Annotated in this window: 11 protein-coding genes; 2 read left to right on the top strand and 9 right to left on the bottom strand. The window is 43.5% G+C overall.

The window, feature by feature from the left end:
- Nucleotides 1-19: 19 nt before the first annotated feature.
- Nucleotides 20-3,253 (bottom strand): zinc-dependent metalloprotease, encoded by a 3,234-nt coding sequence (locus tag QM738_RS10430; protein WP_462276635.1) that lies wholly within the window; start codon nt 3,251-3,253, stop codon nt 20-22.
- A gap of 182 nt (nt 3,254-3,435) precedes the next feature.
- Between QM738_RS10430 and fumC the strand changes: the two genes are divergently transcribed.
- On the top strand, nt 3,436-4,833 hold the full coding sequence (fumC, locus tag QM738_RS10425; protein ID WP_462276634.1) for a class II fumarate hydratase: 1,398 nt from the start codon (nt 3,436-3,438) through the stop codon (nt 4,831-4,833).
- 17 nt (nt 4,834-4,850) lie between these two features.
- Here fumC and QM738_RS10420 read toward each other — a convergent pair whose 3' ends face one another.
- Entirely contained in the window at nt 4,851-6,212 is a 1,362-nt protein-coding gene (locus QM738_RS10420; protein WP_462276633.1) for a hypothetical protein, read from the bottom strand.
- An 87-nt stretch (nt 6,213-6,299) separates the two neighbouring features.
- Complete coding sequence (locus QM738_RS10415) at nt 6,300-7,985, bottom strand: PQQ-dependent sugar dehydrogenase (RefSeq protein ID WP_462276632.1); 1,686 nt, start codon at nt 7,983-7,985, stop codon at nt 6,300-6,302.
- Between the two features lie 475 nt (nt 7,986-8,460).
- Here QM738_RS10415 and QM738_RS10410 point away from each other — a divergent pair, with 475 nt between their 5' ends.
- A complete protein-coding gene (locus tag QM738_RS10410; RefSeq protein WP_462276631.1) occupies nt 8,461-10,695 on the top strand; it encodes a T9SS type A sorting domain-containing protein in 2,235 nt (744 codons plus the stop codon).
- 80 nt (nt 10,696-10,775) lie between these two features.
- On the opposite strand, the gene QM738_RS10405 is transcribed toward QM738_RS10410, so the two are convergent.
- The 6 genes from QM738_RS10405 to QM738_RS10380 form a co-directional block, all read right to left on the bottom strand.
- The gene (locus tag QM738_RS10405) at nt 10,776-12,884 is read right to left on the bottom strand and encodes a tail fiber domain-containing protein (protein WP_462276630.1); all 2,109 of its coding nucleotides are present in this window, start codon (nt 12,882-12,884) and stop codon (nt 10,776-10,778) included.
- A 107-nt stretch (nt 12,885-12,991) separates the two neighbouring features.
- A complete protein-coding gene (locus QM738_RS10400) occupies nt 12,992-13,849 on the bottom strand; it encodes a hypothetical protein (RefSeq protein ID WP_462276629.1) in 858 nt (285 codons plus the stop codon).
- Nucleotides 13,850-13,922: 73 nt separating this feature from the next.
- Nucleotides 13,923-15,656: a hypothetical protein gene (locus tag QM738_RS10395; protein ID WP_462276628.1), complete on the bottom strand. Its 1,734-nt coding sequence runs from the start codon at nt 15,654-15,656 to the stop codon at nt 13,923-13,925.
- Nucleotides 15,657-15,698: 42 nt separating this feature from the next.
- Complete coding sequence (locus QM738_RS10390) at nt 15,699-16,397, bottom strand: lipoprotein signal peptidase (protein ID WP_462276627.1); 699 nt, start codon at nt 16,395-16,397, stop codon at nt 15,699-15,701.
- Nucleotides 16,398-16,588: 191 nt separating this feature from the next.
- Entirely contained in the window at nt 16,589-19,069 is a 2,481-nt protein-coding gene (locus QM738_RS10385; RefSeq protein ID WP_462276626.1) for a bifunctional UDP-N-acetylmuramoyl-tripeptide:D-alanyl-D-alanine ligase/alanine racemase, read from the bottom strand.
- 60 nt (nt 19,070-19,129) lie between these two features.
- On the bottom strand, nt 19,130-20,119 hold the full coding sequence (locus tag QM738_RS10380; protein WP_462276625.1) for a TerC/Alx family metal homeostasis membrane protein: 990 nt from the start codon (nt 20,117-20,119) through the stop codon (nt 19,130-19,132).
- Nucleotides 20,120-20,123: the final 4 nt, after the last annotated feature.

Below are 20,123 nucleotides of genomic sequence, written 5' to 3'. Positions count from 1 at the left end.
TTCTTTAAAGGGATAAGGTTTACTTCGCCACTACGATACGGGCTATTTCCACCTTGTCGTTGGTTTTGATCTGTACAAAATATACGCCGTTGGCCAGTGTGCTTACATCCAGTGGACGGATGTTGGTTCCGGCTGTTACGGTCATTGTCTGCGAAAGCACGGCTGCACCGGTTTCGCTGGTAACAGTTACTGTTGCCTTACCTGCAGTAGCTGCTTTAAATGACAGGTTTGCAGTTACAGCAACAGGGTTGGGGAATACCGACAATTTATCGGATGCAAACTCGATTGCTTCCGCATTTTTGCTCGCAGTACCCAACTGTACTTTTAAAGTGTAGCAAGAAGTGGCACTGGTAGCATTATTGTAGCCATATACTCTTACATAATAAGTACCGGCTGTATAAGTACGTGTAATGGTTTCGCTGGTAGTACCGCCATTTTGAGAAATAGCCAGCTGCGTGGTACCATTGCTGCTGTACAGGCGGATATCATAGTCACCCGGTAAAGTGGTGAGTGTGATGGTAGCTGAACCACCGGTGGTGATAACAAATTTATAATAATCATTATCGCCTACTGGGTCTATCAATCCTTTGATATCAGTATTGAATGGTATCAATGCTGCGCCGCTTGAACTGCCATTGGTGCTTACATCATAAGTACCGGGACAGGTGCTTGCTGCCGCAGTGGTGAATTGAGCCTGTGTATAACCGCTGCTGCCGCTGGTGCAGTTGGTACGCACTCTCCAGTCGTATAAAGATGCAGCAGTTAAACCGCTGATGCTGGCTGATGTAGAAGTGGTAGCTGTAACAGCGTTGGTCCAGGTAGAAGATGAATTGAGTTTATAATCCACATCGTAGCTGGCTGCACCGCTAACTGCCGACCAGCTTACGGTTGCACTGGTACTTGTAACAGAAGAAGCAAGGCCTGATGGTGCAGTACAAGGTGAAGTGGTGGTGAATTGTGCGCTCACAAAATTGCCGCTGCCTGCACTGCAGGTTGCTTTCACTCTCCAGTCGTATAAAGATCCCTGTGTTAAACCGGTAAGATTAGCCGAAGTTCCGGTTTGAGCAGTAGAGAAGCTTGTCCAGGTAGAAGAAGTATTCAGTTTATAATCTACTGCATAACTTACTGCGTTGGTCACAGCGGTCCAGCTTACAGTGGCACTGTTATTACCAATTGCAGAAGCTGTTAAACCACTTGCATCGCCGCAGGCAATAGCAGCGCCGATGGTAAAGTTGGTATTGCTGATATCAAAGAAGATATTGCCCACCGCTTCAATTTTTATCCTTGCAGTAGTGCTGGGAGTAGATGGTATCACCAATGCTTCGGAACCATCATTCGGTGTGCTGGCTGTTAATACTGTTGGGAATGTATTACCGCCATCAGTGCTCAATGAAATTTTTACATTGGCGCAGCTAACAGGGGAAGCGGTAGTGTTGGCCACGTTCCAGGTAATGGTTTGTGTGGAGCCGCCAGCCCATGTTACAGCCGTATTAGGCGCCGTTACATTAAATGGTCCTGAAGTATTGCTTACGGTTACCACTACATCGCTGAAAGCAGTTTGTCCAACTGAAACAGGTGCAGTAGAACTGTACACATGATTATCCCTTACAGTTAACCTGAAGTTGAGCGTACGGGATACAGAGCTCAATGCTTCAATATTGGTACCTGCATCACCACCAGTTATTACCGGTGTTACCAACAGGCCGGAAAGTATGGTAGATAATTTAGGGAATAATCGTGTACCCGATGCCGTTGGTGAGAACGATAACCAGTTGGGCCCTGTTGCCTTGGTAGGCGAAGCCACGCTGCTGGCACCGGTTTGAGAAGAAGAAGCATTATCATTCTGTTCCCAGCAATAGGTCAGTGCATCGCCGTTGGCATCCGTAGCAGTGCCTGTTAATGCAAATGGTGTGCTGATAGGGATGGTATAATTGCTCAATGCTCCAATTACAGGCGCTACATTGTTAGCCGTAATACTGGTGGATACCGGGCAGGTCTTGGTTGCAAGGTTCGCCTGTATCTGCGCAATGGATGCTTCATGATAAATATCAATAGAGTGCGGTGCCACGTCCTGGCTGGTGATACCTGCATATCCCATAATGGTGATACCGGAACCCACTTCTTTATTTGCACCGGTACCTTCATTGCTCATAGAGAAGGTATGATTGGCACCCAATTGGTGTCCCACTTCATGCACTACATAATCAATATCAAAATTATCTCCTTCAGGAATACCGTCTGCAGGAGAAGTGATGCCCGAACCTTTAGCCAGTGAATTATTATTGGCCGGGTTTACGCATACACAACCGATACAACCTGCATTACCACCACCACCGGATGCACCGAACATATGGCCGATATCATAATTGGCACTGCCGATAACAGAAGTCAATGTTTGCTGCAACTGCAGGTTCCATTGGCTTAATGTAGTTGAATAGGGATCCGTGGAAGTATTATAATAAATAACCGATGTGGTATTTGAAATAAGGTTGAGGTGCAAGGCAAGATCTTTTTCGTATACACCATTACAACGGGTGATGGTGGCATTGAATGCGGCCATTACCAGGCTTACCTGCGATGCGCTGGTGGCACCAAAATAATTGGCGTATTCTGCATTACAGGATTGTGCCAAACGCATGGTTTTTAATTGACCGGTAGAGCTTCCGGTAGCGCCTGCCACCTGTATCTCCTGCTTCAGCGAAGCATCTGCCTGCTGATCGATGGTGGAACAGGTCCAGGGCAGTTTGCCTATTTCCCTGTGCGACCTGAACACAGAATAAACAGTGTGGTCTTTAGAATAAGGTTCGATGAACTCGTTGTCCTTATCTGTTCTGAACACCATGGTTTGTATGCCCTGTGGCGAAATGCTCAGTTTTAAAGTGGCATATTTATCAGTGATGCCTTTACCGGAGTAAGCCCTTATCTCCGGGAACCTGGCTTGCAGGTCGGGTTCAAAGTTAGAGGCTTCCACCACTTCGTATTGTTCAAGATTGCCATCTGCATTCGGTAATGTAATAATTGTAGAAGTATTCGATGTTTTTTTATCAACTATAGAAAATAGTTGCTGTCTTAATGGTTCGGTGTTTAAGTTAAATAATTTAAATTCCTTTGGATAAGATAACCTCGCTACAGCCTTGTCGGTTACAATGTTGGTTCGACTTTCGCTGCTGGGAGACCAAAACCTGTCTGTTTGAGAGAACCCCCATGCCGTTATCGTTACCAGCACCAGGGTGAGGGATACTTTTAGTTTCATAATAGTTTAGTTTGATTGTGTGAAAAATAAAGCAGGCAATAAATCTAAACTATATCTCACAGGAAAAAAAGAGTGAATGTTCACATGTTAATATCTTTTTTTTGCACAGTTTACTTAGTATTTTTACGCACTGTGCTATATCATTATCTTTGCGGCACATTTTTTACCTAATCAATTTATATATGGAATACCGGATAGAAAAGGACACCATGGGCGAAGTAAAAGTGCCTGTGGATGCCTATTACGGCGCACAAACGCAACGCAGTATCGACAATTTTAAAATTGCGCAGGACATCAATAAAATGCCCCGCGAGATCATCCGCGCCTTTGCTTACTTAAAGCACGCCGCCGCATTGACCAACTACGATGCTAAAGTGTTACCCAAAAAGAAAGCCGACCTGATCGGTAAGGTTTGTAAGGAAATACTGGACGGAAAACTGGATGCTTATTTTCCCCTGGTGGTTTGGCAAACGGGCAGCGGCACACAAAGCAATATGAATGTGAATGAAGTGGTGGCATACCGTGGTCATGTGATCAATGGTGGTAAATTAGCCGACAAAGAAAAATACCTGCACCCTAACGATGATGTAAACAAAAGCCAGAGCAGTAACGATACTTTTCCAACAGCAATGCATATTGCAGCGTATAAAATTTTGATCGAAACCACGATACCAGGTATCACTTTGTTACGCAACACACTCGATAAAAAAGCTAAGGCTTTTAAAAAGGTAGTAAAGATCGGCCGTACGCATTTTATGGATGCAACACCTTTAACACTGGGCCAGGAATTCAGCGGGTACGTGTCACAGTTAGATCACGGTCTGAAAGCCATTAAGAACACGCTGGCGCATTTAAGCGAACTGGCGTTGGGTGGCACTGCGGTGGGTACCGGTATCAACACCCCTGCAGGTTATTCGGAAAATGTAGCAAAGCATATTGCCAAATTGACCAAACTGCCTTTTAAAACGGCTGATAATAAATTTGAAGCGCTGGCTGCACACGACGCCATCGTGGAAGCGCATGGCGCCTTAAAAACAGTAGCCGTAAGTTTAATGAAGATCGCCAATGATATCCGTATGTTATCCAGCGGACCAAGAAGCGGCATCGGCGAAATATTCATCCCTGATAATGAGCCGGGTTCTTCTATCATGCCCGGTAAAGTAAATCCTACACAGTGTGAGGCATTGACCATGATCGCTGCACAGGTAATGGGCAACGATGTGGCCATCAGCGTGGGTGGCAGCATGGGGCATTTTGAATTGAATGTGTTCAAACCTGTAATGATCTATAACTTTTTACACAGCGCACGCCTCATCGGTGATGGTTGTGTAAGCTTTAATGATAAATGTGCGGTGGGTATTGAACCACTTAAAGCCAATATCAAAAAACATGTGGACAACAGTTTGATGCTGGTAACTGCACTCAATACAAAAATTGGTTATTACAAAGCCGCAGAAATAGCACAGAAAGCGCACAAGGAAGGCACCACTTTAAAAGATATGGCTGTTAAGTTAGGTTATGTAACACCCAAAGAATTTGATGAATGGGTGATACCGGAAAACATGGTAGGAAAAATATAATCCTTATTCAGCTCTGCCTACTGCACCATTATGGTAAAGCTGCAGGCAGAGCTGATATACCTTGGCGTTAAACTATACATACCCGTTGCCAATGGTACACCACTCCCCCTCAGCAATACCTGCTGCAAACCTGTTGATGAAAATACACCACTTGCATTGAATGTGATACCATCTATTGTATTGCTTGAAATAGCATAAGAGCCAGGCGTGGCAACATCTACCTGTATCATTACTGTATTGGCCGCATCCAGCGGCTTTGATACAATATAAAAACCATTTACCGTTGCAGGTGTGCAGGCGCCCGGTGCGCCGCTTAAAGTAAATACTGCCGGTGGTGGTACCTGTTTTACATTCACATGAAAATAGCAACTCACAGTACCGGTGTTAGGAATAAATGCTGTTAATTCCACACGGGCAGGTGTACCCTTTGCTGCCAGTATAACGGTTTGCGGTCCAGTACTGGTAAAGGAACCGGAACAGCTGAAGGTCAAACCATTTTCTGTATTGGTGATGATATCATAAGTGCCGATCTTGATCACGTTCACATCCATTGTGATCGTATTGCTGATATCCGTTGCAATACCTGCATAATACGTTCCATTCACTTTAAAATTGATGCATTCCGTAGGCGAACCACTAAAAGTGAACATCGCTTTACCTGCTGTATCAGAAAGCACCGTGATGCCCAGCTTACAATTACTTACCACATTGCTCACGGTTACTTCGGATACTTCTGCTTTAACAGGTGTACCCTTCCCTTTTAAGACCACCGTCTGCAAACCCCGGTTGGTAAATACACCGGTATCAGCAAATGAAAAACCATTGGTGGTGGATGCTTTGATTGTATAAGTGCCCGGCGTATCCACAATGGCCTGCACCGTTAAAATATTAGAAGCCGTTAGTGCTTTATTGGTGATATAAGATCCATCAGCATAGATACCGGTACACAGGTTGGGAGCACCTGCCAGCGTAAACACCGCAGGCCGCGGCCCGTGAACTTTTATACAGGCGGTGCAAACATTGGCGCCATAAGTAAGGGTAAAGCAATTGCTGCCTTCTTTTTTAGGCATACCGGTAGCGTATACACGCAATACATGATCGCCGGCATCAATATTCCCGGACTGGTGAAAATAATAACCGTTCACTGTATCAGAACTGATGGTATAATTGCCTGCTGAAGTGATATGCAGGGGCACTTCAATAAAATCCTGGTTGTTTAAAGTGGAGTCCGTTTCAAAATTGCCATTTACTTTAAAAGGTAGGCAGTTGCCGGACAGGTCTTTCCGGAATACACCTTCGGAGCTCCCGTCAAAGAACAATTCTCTCTGGCAGGATGAAAAGAAAAAAGCGATCGTCAGGATAGTTATAAAGACCTTCATATCTTTTGTAATTCCCTTACTAAAGATACTGTTTTTATTGCACGCCTTTATATGTTACAATACTATCCTTTAAACAGCGCTATACGCTTAATATTTTATGATCTTTTCTACCTGCATTTCCACATCGTAGGCATTGTACAGTTTAAAAATATACATCCCTGCAGGCAGCGTACTCATATCAACTGTAAAATTGTTCTTGTAAGAATTCTGCGATAGCATCAGCCTGCCGTTGATATCGTACAATTGGGCCAGCAATGGTTTGTGCATGTCTTTTTTACCTTGTACATTCAGGATGTTGTATACAGGATTGGGATAGATCTTCACCAGGTCATTCACTACCGCAGGATTATCATTATGCTCTTCCGGCAAAGCCAGCAGCGGGCCGGTATACGTATATTCCATAATAGTACCGCCATTGGAAGTAGCGCCCACATCACGGGCCACATAAAATTTAAGGCCGTTCTCACTTACCCGTATCCTTCTTATCCTGTCTCCGTCACCTTTGAAGTATGTAGTGGTATCACCGGTAACAGCATCGCCATTCGCATTCAGTTTTACCCTTAATATCATATTGCGTTTTAAAGGGGTCACCAGTAAGGATGCCGGCCAGCCGGGTATCACATTCTGTCCGTAAAAATCAAGACTGGAGCAGGCCACCGTTGGCCAAAGGCTGTTATTGGTCTCCGCCATCAGTGCGGGCATATCGGCAGCACTGGCGGTAAATAAAGTAAAGATCGGCTCCTTATGCGTAGCCGTTGCATTGCAGAAAGTTGTTTCATCCGCACTCGTGTTCTGTCCTATCTTATAGCCATCCACATTACCATCGCAATAGCCGGATACTTTATCCCAACCATAATTCTTTCCCGCTTCAATGATGTTGATCTCATCATCAGTCCGGTCCATTTGCTCGGTACTGTATAAATAATAATTGCCATTCACATTACCCCAGGCCAGCCCCTGTGCATTGCGGTGGCCCAGTGTATATACATAATCCCTGGGCGTAATCGATCCCGTGGTAAAAAAAGGATTATCATCCGGTACCCAGTCATCAGCTCCCCCATCACCGTCCTGCTCCGTATTCATGCGCAGCACTTTACCTTCCATCACATTTACATTCTGTGCATTTTCGGTACGGGTGGTATTTAAGAACTGGCCGGCACCCATGTCACCCACGGTATAGTATAGACGATATTGTGTGTGGGCACTGTCTGCCCCCGGCTCAATGGTTGGACCGATCACGAGCCTGCCGGAATTATGATCGCTGCTGCCGGGTATGCTGCTGATGATGGTAACAGGATTCACCAGCGCATTGCCATCATATTCAAAACGCACGATCTTGGTGGTGAAAACGCAACTGGTATTGGTGCCCGGGCAGCTGCCCCTGTTGTACACATACGCAGCGTAAACCCAGGGTTTCGCAGCTCTTACTTCGGGATCGGATGAATAGAGATTGGGATGCAGGGCGAGGCCCATTAAACCACCCTGCGGCTGTGTGCCACTACCGGAAGTAAAATTGATGGATGGGTCGGTAGCTCTCAGGTCTACCAATACCGTTTTATTTCCGTTAGCAATATTCACCCTGCTGATGGTATAGCTCTTGTTTTCAGTAACCCATAATGAATCATTGGGACCGCATACCACTTCCCAGGCAGAATTAAAACCGGAAGCCACTACACGTTTGGTAAAATTGGTTTGCGCCTGTAATTGCTGTATCATTAAAATAAGGAAAAACGTGCAGTTTATTTTTCGTACACGGGTAAGCGTTGTTTTCATAGTTGGATACGGTTTAGTGATACGGATACACGCTACAGGTGCAAAAACCGAACCCATTTTTAAGAAAAATATTAAATGAACCTACTGGCCGTAAAAAAATATTTTTGCATGAAATAACCCTGCATCTTCTACCTGTAAAAACACTATAACGGGCTTCACATTTTACTATCAAGTGTTGTAAAAAAGAGAGTAGTAATCGTTTATTTTTAAGGTAAAATACCTGAATAATAGCTATTTATAAACAATTTTGTATTAATTCCTTTTTTTGCAAAATAAATACACTGTACTGCCGTTGTCAAAATAGATGTGTACACCTGAATATGCCTTAGTGTAATTAATTTTTATATAAAAAAAACTAAGGAAAGATCCGCCCTCGTATTTTCCCTTATGCATAGCAAACAGTGGTAAGGCCACTGCTATTTGATGAAACTAACTATTAATCCAATGATCATTTCAGAACCAAAACTGAGATCCCATGAAAAAAAATCTACTATGCATTTTTCTTACCTGTTTTTTTTCGATACACAACCTGCTCTATGATCCGCAATTATTTGCACAGGTTCAAACAGGAAAAAGTTATATCAACGTTTCTAAAAATACCACCGGTGGTACTTTTGAACCCGGCGATACACTTGAAATAAGGGCAGCCATTGCCGTGGGCAGCTTCTCTTCTTTTTCCATTACACAGGTAAGGTATAACGACACCATCAATTCCAATTTTACCTACATTCCAAAAACGCTCAAGATCATTACGAATGAAGGATTGGTATTCCGTTCCTATACCGATTCCACCAACGATGATCCGGCCATGTTCAACACAACGAACAATACGCTGCGTTTTAACCTGGGCAAAACCGCTGGTAAAGCTGCCAACACAGGCAACCTGGCAACCGGCGGTGGCACCATTGCTTATAATGATAAGCCTTCGTTTTACGGCGGCGTTTGCATTATGGTGGCTGCCTTCCGTGTAAGGATCAACAGCCTGCCATATAATACACTGGTGAGTTTGCCGGGTGGTGCTTTCCGTTATACACAGGGGGCATCCAATATAGTGGCCGGTTTTGCAGGTAATAATATAAAGTTATTCCAGAACCTGGGTGTTTGTCCCAACTATGTAGGTGGTAATGCGGTGATCGAGAACAACGGTACTTTCGGCAGTGGCACCACGCAGAACCGGAGCGCTTCCGCTATTGTGCCGGGTTACTCTTTTGTAACTTTTGCCTCCAACCAGCCCAACGATGGTAGTTATGGCATCAGCAACAACAGCAGCGCCACCGGGGCCACTAATAACGGTGTGGCATACCCTAACAGTACAAGAGTGTTTACAGTATGGGATATCATCGGCGATCATACCGGTGCCGTAAGCCCCACTGCGGGTAACCCCGCAACAGCGGTAGGTACCAATGGCGGTTACATGGCCGTGATCAATGCCAGCTATGCCACCAGCAGGGCCATACAGCAGGATATCACCAACCTCTGCCGTTCCACCTATTACGATTTCAGCGCCTGGTTCAGGAATATCTGTCCTAAATGCTCCTGCGACAGTAACGGGCATGGTGCGCTGGATGCACTGTTCAACGGGCCGTACCCGCCGGGCGTAAAACCCAATCTTACTTTCCAGCTGAATGGTATCGATTATTATACCACCGGCGATATTCCGTATGATGGCAACTGGGTAAAAAAAGGCTTTACTTATTTAACGGATACCAATCAAACTTCGTTTACACTATCCATCAGGAATAATTCACCGGGCGGCGGCGGTAACGACTGGGCGATAGATGATGTGAACCTTTCCACCTGTGTGCCCGACCTGTTTTTAAAATACAATCCTGAAATTAAAGTTTGTGTAGGTGGCCTGATCGATCTTTCTGCCAAAGTAAGGTGCTATTTCCCCAACTATACTTTTTATAAATGGCAGAAGAGCACCAATGGCGGCGCCAGCTGGTTCGATACCGGTATCAGTGGTACAGGCGCACCTGCCATGGTAAGCGGCCAGTGGGAATATTCCGCCACCTACCCTTTATTTATTGCCACTGCTGCGGATAGTGGTCACCGTTACCGTATCGTGGTGGCCACCACATCCAACAACCTGCTGAACACCAATTGTTCTTACAGTAATAATGCCAGCACTTTTTTAAACGTGATCAAATGCGGGCCGATACTGAACGTAAGCTTAAAAACTTTTGGCGGGGATGCACAACAATCTACTGCATCATTAAACTGGGATATCACTCCATCGGATAATATCACCGGTTTTGAAATAGAAAAAAGCGCCGATGGCAGCAGTTTTAATAAAGTAGGCAGCATAAAAGCCAATGCACCGGGGGGTAATGCCAATTACCAGTTTGATGACCCGGAACCGTTGGCGGGTATTACTTATTACCGGTTAAAACTGGTAGAACAGAATGGCCTGTATGCTTACAGCAATATTGTGGCATTGAGCAATAAAGAAATGGAGTTGGTGATAAGATCTGTTACCAACCCGGTAAGTGATCATACCATGGTGGATTATATCGCACCCAAGCAGGGAAAGGTCACCATCACCCTGCTGGATGTTTTTGGCCACCCGGCGCTGCAGCAATATGCAGATGCCAAAAAAGGCCCCAACAGGCAACAACTGAACCTGGGCAACCTGCAACAGGGCATGTATATCCTTACTATGACGATCGATAACCAGTCCGTGAATAAACGGATCATTAAAATAAAATAAAGATACTTCAGCCGTGAAGTTTGATTTACAAAAGAAAGCCCCCTGTTTCCACAGGGGGCTTCGCTATTTTATCTTTTTTATTAAGGTGTCAGTATCATTTGTTTTGAATCAATTAATTTACCATCCACTATTAATGTATAAATGTAAGAACCGGCAGATAGTTGGCCACCTTTAATTTCGATATTTTGATTCTCGTTATTTTTTAAATTAAACTCCCTGATCTTAGTGCCGCTTATTGAAGTAATAGTGATGAAAGCTTTTTGGGAAGTGGAAGGAATAGAATACCTGATTATCGTTGATTGATTAAAAGGGTTGGGTACATTTTGAAATAACTTTGCTGCGTCATTAGACTCATTGATTTTTATAGAACCTTCAATATTTCCACCTGCATTAGTTTTAATCAGTTGTTTTAATTCATCCATTTCTTTTCTAAGTAATTCGTTTTGATCACTTAATTCCTGTACAGCTTTTACAAGTGGTACTACAAATTGGCCATATGCAAGACTATAATTATCATTTTCATTATCGGGGGTATGAAGTCCACTAAAATTATAACCTGTTTCCTGCGCTACTTTTTCTACTTCCTGGGCAATAAATCCGCTCTGCCTGATAGATGTTGACCTCGTAAAATCTACATTATCAAAATACTGATGTTTAATACTATCAGGCATATTATGAGTTAAAAATTCTTGAAATTTTCTTGTATCAAAATTATAAACAACCGGATGCAAGCGATTTATGAATTCCAACCCTTTAACTTCATTATCCGTGATATTCTTTTTAAATCTTAAATCCGAAGTTGAAAAAACGACAGCGCCTTCTATTCTAAGAACTGACGCGTTTCCAACTCTAACTTCATCACTTGCATTTACTATTGCTTTTGCCCCGATTACTGTCGCATTTTTTAGGTTTGCTGCTGCAACATCTGCTAAATTTCCTAACCCTGTAACATTATCTCCCGTAGTATTTGACTGCAGAGACTGATATCCAACTGCAGTATTTTCAAAACCTGTGGTGTTAAATGCAAGTGCGCCACCACCCATTGCAGTATTCTTATCCCCGGAAGTATTATCCCGCAGGGATTCGACACCAGATGCAGTATTAAAACCTCCTGAAGTATTATAATACAGTGAATTAATTCCTACAGAAGTATTAAAGCCTCCTGAAGTATTACTAAACAGCGATGCTGGACCTATTGCTATATTTTGACTTCCGCTTGCATTATTTGCAAGACTGTAATACCCAAGTGAAGTATTATAAACCCCGGTTGTAATATTTCCAAGGCTATTGGCACCAACACCTGTATTACCCAATCCTGATGTGATAGTACTACCAGACAAAGCCCCAAAAAATGTATTGTATAAAGCTGCATCTATCCTTCCCGAAGGCCGGTTATTTACCCTGATATTAAATGGCTGCTTATCTGTTGTACCTATAAAATTGGTGCCGTCAACTGTACCTCCATTGCCTAATAAACTCCAGCCCCCACCTCCACCGGAAGGTGTTTGCCAGGTGGCTACACCGAATGCATCTGATGTAAGTACTTTACCGGCTGCTAAAGAACCGCCGGTAATTTGTAAACCGCCTGCTACTAACGTTGCGTTTGTTCCAGTTCCGGCATAAACTTGTGTTACAAAACTATTGCCTAATTGCATTGTGTTGCTGGCATTCACTATTGCACCATATCCAATGGCTGTTGAATTTGTCAAAGTTCCGCTGGCAACATCGGCTCCACTGCCTAGAGCCGTATTATAACTTCCATTTGTAAGATTATAAAGACTATTATAACCAAATGCTGAATTGTTTGTACCAAAAACATTATTGTAAAGAGATTTTGCACCCGTACCAGTATTGTAGCCTCCTCCACCAGTAAAAACTAAATAATCATTGCTATTCAAAGCTCCATATCCTGTGGCAGTACAATAAATACCATTATTTTGAAGTGCTGAATGGCCTATTGCAGTATTGTAATAAATAAGATTGCTACTTGTAAGTATATTTTTCCCAATTCCAACATTATAGGAAGATACAGGAGGAGGCGAAAATGGGACATTAGCCAATACATTTACTCCTAAAGCTGTATTGTCAATTCCATTTACAGGAATGGCATCACCATTATAAGAAACGTTTTGTGCGTTTAAACTAAAAAAAACTAAAGAAAATAGGGTTAAACTTAAAATTGATTTCATAAAATTAGTTTTAGGGTTAAAAAGCATTTTTCATATTAAATATAGTTAATATAAAACAAAAAGGTTGTCTTTCTAAAGACAACCTTTTAAATAATATTTATTTAATCTTATTTACACTTATAACTAAACGTCAGTTTCCCTTCTGCCGCCGGTATGCTCGACTGGTCATCGCCCAGCATATACGCACTAACAACATAATTATCACGGCTAAGAATATACGAATTAAAGGTAGATACTGCTGAATCCACAACCACGTTGCCCGGATCATAGTAACGCAGTTTTAAACTCTTTACTGCATTGGATGGTTTATTGCCAAAATTGAAGAACTGGTTGTATTCTGCATAAGTATCTTCATCAGGAAAAAGATACAGGTAATTTTTTGGTGAGATGTTACTGTAATAGGTCAGGTCCGCGTCTTTTATCTTATCGGTTGTAAAAGCGTCGATCACTTCCATGTGCGTTAGGTTGCTGCCGGTATAAGTATAATTCACCAGCTGGTAAGGAACCGTTGGTAAAGCTGAATTAGCATACGATTTATTGATCAGTAAACCAGCCGCGTCGTAAGTATAAGTAATATCAAATTCAGCAGAGCCGGGAACAGTAGGGTCTACCAGCCCGTGCAGCGATTTGATACGCTTATTGGCTGTTTCCATAATAAAATACTGGTCGGGGTCGATATACACGGTATCATTAAAATACTGTGGCTGAGAATTAAAATCGATGGTCAAAGTAAGGCTGTCGAATTTGGTGATATCGGTTACCACATCTGTTGCATCAATGGTGGCGCTGATAGAACCGATGCCCACGCCCGATGCACTGTCTGCATAAGCGATCTTGCTGATGCGGCAATCGGCACCGATAATAACACCTGCACCGCCTTCGCCACCGTTCTCTGTACTGTATTCTTTCTGGCAGGAGGCAAATGCTGCAATAATTATAATGGAATACAACAACCCTTTTTTCATGCTCAATTATTTATTTGATAGTTCCTTTTCTAAAACAAAAATGAAGCCATATCAATTGCTCTTACAATTATCTTTAAAATACTTTATAGTTTTTGATAGGATAATTTGGTCCGGTAATTCCGAATAAAGGATTAAAATTGACAACAATTTTAATAAGCCCTATACCTTTTGCATAATAATAATCATCTGTCTCTGTATCAAGATTAGAAATACCAAGGCCAGGTATAGTAAACATAGGGGTTACTGTCATATGGATCACATTGCTGAAAGTAACTGAGTTAACGGTAAGAGTCGTATTAGGATCAATTATTTTAAGATTATAATACATTGTTGCCGCATACAATGTTCCGCTTCCATCATCGACATTACCACTATAACTTCCGGTTGCAGGCATTCTCCAGGTAGTACCCGCTGTTGCATTTTCTTTTAAGAAATTAAAGTCGGTATAAACTGCGGGTGCTTCAAAATATATGCCGTATGAATAATAGTCAGTAGGCATCCATTCCCAGTAGTCGTTACCCGATTTCCTGTAATGTGCCGTATCGCCGGGTACATTAGCATAATTATCCTGCATCTCCGTGTAGGTGTTACTGTTATATGCCTTAGTGCCATATATTACATTATACAATGTATCGCTAGGTGCTGATGATTCTGAATCAAAATAACTCCACCAGCTGTTATTGGTCAAAGGGAAATAATCGTTATTCGGTACAGGTGGCGCTGCCACATAAGTTACTACAAAATCGCAACTGTTGGCAACATTGGGTTTAAAGGTACGTGTACCTGCTGCGCCCGTTGGTGTACCGGTGGCCGCTAATGTTATGGTTTGCCCGGTACCTACCGCAAGCGTTCCTGTTGCAGAAAAAGTAATACCATCCAGCGTGTTGGTGCTGATGGTATAAGTACCCGCAGTTGTTACATCTACTTTTAAAATCACGGTATTGGTAGCGCTACTTACTGCTGTACCGATGGTGTAGGTTCCGTTAATAGTAGGTGTGGTACAGTTGCCCGGGTTGCCCTGGAAAGTAAATACTGCTGCACCGCCGCCTGCTGCCTGCACGGGTATATCCACATTGCAGAAATTAACCAGGTCGGGCGTTACAGAAAATGGTATGTTACCTGCAGTGGTTGGTGTACCGGTACCCGTTAAGGTTACATTCTGTACACCAAGGCTGGTGAAAAGGCCCGTGCCTGAAAAAGAGAAACCAGCGGTGAGTGTGCTGTTGGTAGCCACAATATTATACGTACCTAAGGCTGTAACATTTACTTGTACGGTTAATGTATTGGCAGGCGTTAATGGAGTGTTCACTGTATACGTACCACCGGGTGTGGCAAGCGTACAGCCTCCGGGCGCACCGCTTAATGTAAAGATGGCTGGGCCCGCTGCAGGCCCTACCACGGTAATATCAAAAGTACAGGTGCTGCCACCTGCTCCTGTTCCGTATTTTACTGTAAAGGTATTAGTGCCGGACAGTACGGGTTTACCGCTGGCATACAGGCGGATGGTATTGGTGCCCAGCACTACACTGCCTGCTTTATTGAACCAGAAACCATTCACGGTATCTGTCCTGATATCGAATGTACCCGGGTAAGAAACATTTACCTGTACGTCCACATAATAATTACTGTTGAGCGTGGAATCCACTTTAAAAACGCCGTTCACCGTTACAGGTGCGCAATCGCCGGCCGCATCTTTCTTAAAAGTGCCGGTCGAAACACCATCATTGTCATATTTTAATTCTTTTTGACATGATATAAACACCGCAATTGCTGCAAAAATGAAGAGAGTAGATTTCAAAATTCTCATAACCCGGTTATTATTATTTGTTTTTTTATAAAGATAAGTCTTTTACGACACCTGCGACTCGTCATTTACCAACGCCCTGGTTTCTACTGTATGATTATTTTCATGGCTTTTCCGCTGCCTGAAAAAACGTTTTTGGAAAACTAAAATGGCAATTACACCCGTAGAAATGGCCGCATCGGCCAAATTGAAGATCGGCCGGAAGAATTCAAAGTCATCACCGCCCCAAAATGGCACCCAGGAAGGGAAATGTCCCCTTATCACCGGGAAATACAGCATATCCACCACGTTGCCGTGTAAAAAAGAGGCATAACCATGTTTTGAAAATACAGCCAGTCCTGCATACCCGGCATAATCCCTGGTAACAGGATCTGCCACCATTCCCTTATCAAAAATTAATCCATAAAATGCGGAATCGATCAAATTGCCCAGCGCACCGGCATAGATCAGGGCGGCGCAGATGATAAAACCTTTGTGGTATCGCTGTTTGATGATATTGCCCAGGTACCAGGTTCCAAACACCACGGCCACCAGCCGGAATACCGTTAACGCCAGCTTGCCCCAGTTGCCGCCAAACTTCCAGCCATAGGCCATGCCGGGGTTTTCTACAAAATACAGCTGGAACCAGTTGCCCGCCACATTGTGAGACTCGTTTAAAGCGTAATTTGTTTTGATGTAGAGTTTAAGGGCCTGGTCGGCTATTACCACCAGCGCAATAATAAATGCAACGTGTTTTGCTTTCATAATAGGGCGTAAAGATAAGACGTTGGGAGTTAAGAGGTATGAGTTATGAGTTATAAGTTGGGAGTTACGGGTTACGGGTTATGAGTTACAGGTTACGGGTTGCGGGTTAGGGATGTTTGGTATTTATGCAGGTTATTTGATCCATTTGCCTTCGCTAACGATCCAATAACCCGCAACCCGCAACTTGTATTTTATTCCTCATAGTACACCCGCTTCACCCTTTGCGATATGCCGGTGAGTATTTCGTAAGCGATAGTGCCCGACCATTGTGCCAGTTGAGCGACCGCCAGTTGTTCGCCAAAAACAATTACATCATCTCCCTCTTTTGCATCAATACCGGTAATGTCCAGCATCGTCATATCCATACACACATTACCAATGACAGGAGCCAGTTTACCCTCCACCCACATTTTACCTACGCCATTGCTCAGGTTTCTCGGGTAGCCGTCCGCATAGCCGATCCTTACTGTAGCGATCACGGAATCTTTTTCTGCAATGCCTTTGCGGCTATAGCCAACGCTCTCCCCTGCCTTTACATTTTTTACCTGCGAGATGGTGGTCTTTAAGGTGCTTACATTTTTAAGGCGCTGCTGCATTTTTTTATTGCCATCCACACCATACAATCCAATGCCCAGCCTTACCATATCCAGCTGCAGTTCTTTATGGCGGTGAATGGCAGAAGTATTGGCAATATGTTTTATGAAGGGATAGTTGATGTTTTGCTGAATTACCGCACAGCCTTTTGCAAACTGTTCTGCCTGGTAATGCGTAAAATCATCATGCGCTTCATTATCGCTGGAGGCCAGGTGCGAAAAAACAGATTGTATCTTGAACCGCGATGATGTACGCAGGTTTTCGCTGAGCGCTTCAATATCTTTTGGTTCAAAACCGAGGCGGTGCATGCCCGTATCCAATTTAATATGCACAGGATAATTGCTGATGCCCGACTGCAGTAAATAATTTTCAAATGCGGTCAATATGCCAAAAGAATACAGCTCCGGTTCCAGGTTGTGCTGCACCAGCATATCAAAAGTGGATTCTTCGGCATTCATTACCATAATGGGCAGGCTGATACCGGCGCGGCGCAGCTCCACTCCTTCATCGGCATAAGCCACGGCCAGGTAATCCACTTTATGGAATTGCAATAAATTGGCGATCTCAAAACTTCCGCTGCCATAGCTGAAAGCTTTTACCATGGCCATCATTTTCACACCCGGTTTTAAAAACTGCTGGTAGGCCTTCAGGTTATGTATCACGGCGCTCAGGTTTATTTCCAGCAGGGTCTGGTGCGTCTTCTGCTCCAGCAAATGACTGATCTGCTCAAATTCAAATATCCGGGCGCCTTTTAGTAAGATGGTTTCGTTATAAAAATGCAGCGCTGCAAACTGTTGTTTGAATTCGCTGGTGGAACTGAAGAAACTGGTTTCCTTTATTGCATTAAAGCTTTCGCTGTATTTGGAAATTTCTGTACCGATACCGATCAGCCGGCTGATATTTTTTTGCTGCAGTATATCTGCCACTTCTTCGTAAAGCGCCGCATTGTTCTTGCCACTTTGCAATATATCGCTCAATATCACCGTGCGCTTGGGGTGCTGCTGTTGTTGCTGTAAAAAATCCAGCGCTATGGAAAGCGATGTGATATCGGCGCTGTAACTATCATTGATAACAGAGCAATTATTGATACCCTGTTTTAATTCCAGCCGCATTTCCACCGGCTTCAGTTGCAGCATACGTTCCTGTATCAGTTCATCGGGTATGCGTAGGTGTAATAATATACACCAGCAGGTGATGGCGTTCTTTACCGCCGCATCGTTGGTGAATGGTATGGAGATGCTGATCTTTCTTTCGTTGAATACCGCTTTGATGACGGTGTTGAATGGCTGTACCTGTATGGTGTTGATGCAGAGCGTGGCATCTTCCTGCTGCCCCCAGCTGAATAAAGTGCTGTTATTTTTTTGCTGCAGTTGCAGCATAGCTTCATCTACCAGTTGTTCGTCTTTACAATACACAATGGATTGTGCATCGATAAATAAATTTATCTTCTCACTGATCTTGGCAGCAATGCTCTCAAATCCTTCGCTGTGCGCTTCGCCGATATTGGTAAAGATGCCAATGGTGGGCTGTATCACTTTCTGCAGCCGCTCCATTTCTCCCACCATAGAGATACCGGCTTCAAAAATGCCGAGTGTGTGCGAACTGTCTATCTGCCAAACACTGAGCGGTACACCGATCTGTGAGTTATAACTTTTAGGACTGCGTACAATATTATAATCGGCCTGCAGCAACTGGTACAGCCATTCTTTTACAATGGTCTTGCCATTACTGCCGGTGATACCAATTACCGGTATATAAAAACGGGAACGATGCTGTGCCGTTAATTGCTGTAAAGCACCCAGCACATTTTCAGAAAGTATGATATTGGCATCGGGATAATCTGAAGCCTTAAATACAAAAGAACTGTCTACAATAAAATTCCGTACGCCTTTCTGGTACAGGTCTTTTACAAAAGCATTGCCCTGCCGGCGTGGTCCGGCGATGGTAAAAAATAAAGTAGAAGCGGGGAATAATATTTTCCTGCTGTCGATCAGCAAGTGTTCAATAACGGCTTCGGGATTTTTATTGACTAAAAACCTGCCGGCGATTATTTGCTCTATTTCGTTGATCGTGTACATGACACATTGCAGTTTAGTGTTACGGACCGGGTAGTAAATAAAAACGTTTTTACCGGCGGCTTATTGCCCGCTCATATCCTCGGGGCAACCCTTTCTTTTATGATAAATGGAGTATAATATCGACCCTGTGATACATACCACTATCACCAGCAGTGATACCCATACCGGCATGTGCAGGTAATTATCATCCACACCAACATATTTCAGCAACGGTACCAGCATTTTGGCACCGATGAATAATAATACAATAGCAATACCCTGTTGTAAATAATCGAACCTGCTGGCAGCGCCCCGCAGCAAAAAGAATAAACTCCGCAGGCCCAGCACCGCAAAAATATTGGAGGAATAGATCAACAGTTTTTTGCTTGGGTCGGGTATAATGGAAAATACTGCAGGTATGGAATCTACGGCAAACACAATATCTATCAGCCCCAGCATGATCACCACCATGGATAATTTTGTAAAGAAGGTCTTGTTATCTTTTTTAATGATAAAGCGGCCTTCGGGCTCTTCATCAGTTGTACGTAAAAATTTACGCATGAATTTAAATGCCCAGTTGGTTTCGGGATCAAACTCTGCTTCTTCGCTGCTGGCAAACATTTTAAAACCTGTATACACCAGGAATACGCCGAATATATACATGATCCAGTTGAACTCCGCCACCAGCTTGCTGCCCACGGCGATAAAGATGATGCGGAATACAATGGCCATCAGTATACCCAGCAGCAATACCCTGGAGTAATTATTTTCTTTTACTTTAAAAAAGGAGAAGATGATGATGAACACAAAAATATTATCGATGGAGAGCGACCACTCCAGTAAATAAGCGGATATATAAGATATCGCGTCTGCCTTACCGTTACCTCCTTCATTTTCTATCCAGATAAAACCGCAAAAGGCCAGCGACAGCAATACCCAGAAAACGGTTTGCAGCAACGCCGTTCTTAAACTGATGGTCTTGTTCTTTTTACTGAGCAGGCCAAGATCCAGTACCAGCGCCACTATGATCACTGCACTGAATACGAGATATATCACCTGTGTTTTGTCCATTGTA

The sequence above is a fragment of the Ferruginibacter sp. genome (genome assembly GCF_049840995.1).
GTDB lineage: Bacteria > Bacteroidota > Bacteroidia > Chitinophagales > Chitinophagaceae > Ferruginibacter.
The sequence above is the reverse complement of the archived record's forward strand: the minus strand, read 5'-3'. Positions and strand labels throughout refer to the sequence as shown.

Coding starts and splice junctions, on each gene's coding strand:
- QM738_RS10395 (WP_462276628.1), bottom strand. CDS start 15,656: ATGAGAATTTTGAAATCTACTCTCTTCATTTTTGCAGCAATTGCGGTG.
- QM738_RS10380 (WP_462276625.1), bottom strand. CDS start 20,119: ATGGACAAAACACAGGTGATATATCTCGTATTCAGTGCAGTGATCATA.
- QM738_RS10390 (WP_462276627.1), bottom strand. CDS start 16,397: ATGAAAGCAAAACACGTTGCATTTATTATTGCGCTGGTGGTAATAGCC.
- QM738_RS10400 (WP_462276629.1), bottom strand. CDS start 13,849: ATGAAAAAAGGGTTGTTGTATTCCATTATAATTATTGCAGCATTTGCC.
- QM738_RS10420 (WP_462276633.1), bottom strand. CDS start 6,212: ATGAAGGTCTTTATAACTATCCTGACGATCGCTTTTTTCTTTTCATCC.
- QM738_RS10430 (WP_462276635.1), bottom strand. CDS start 3,253: ATGAAACTAAAAGTATCCCTCACCCTGGTGCTGGTAACGATAACGGCA.
- fumC (WP_462276634.1), top strand. CDS start 3,436: ATGGAATACCGGATAGAAAAGGACACCATGGGCGAAGTAAAAGTGCCT.
- QM738_RS10385 (WP_462276626.1), bottom strand. CDS start 19,069: ATGTACACGATCAACGAAATAGAGCAAATAATCGCCGGCAGGTTTTTA.
- QM738_RS10405 (WP_462276630.1), bottom strand. CDS start 12,884: ATGAAATCAATTTTAAGTTTAACCCTATTTTCTTTAGTTTTTTTTAGT.
- QM738_RS10410 (WP_462276631.1), top strand. CDS start 8,461: ATGAAAAAAAATCTACTATGCATTTTTCTTACCTGTTTTTTTTCGATA.
- QM738_RS10415 (WP_462276632.1), bottom strand. CDS start 7,985: ATGAAAACAACGCTTACCCGTGTACGAAAAATAAACTGCACGTTTTTC.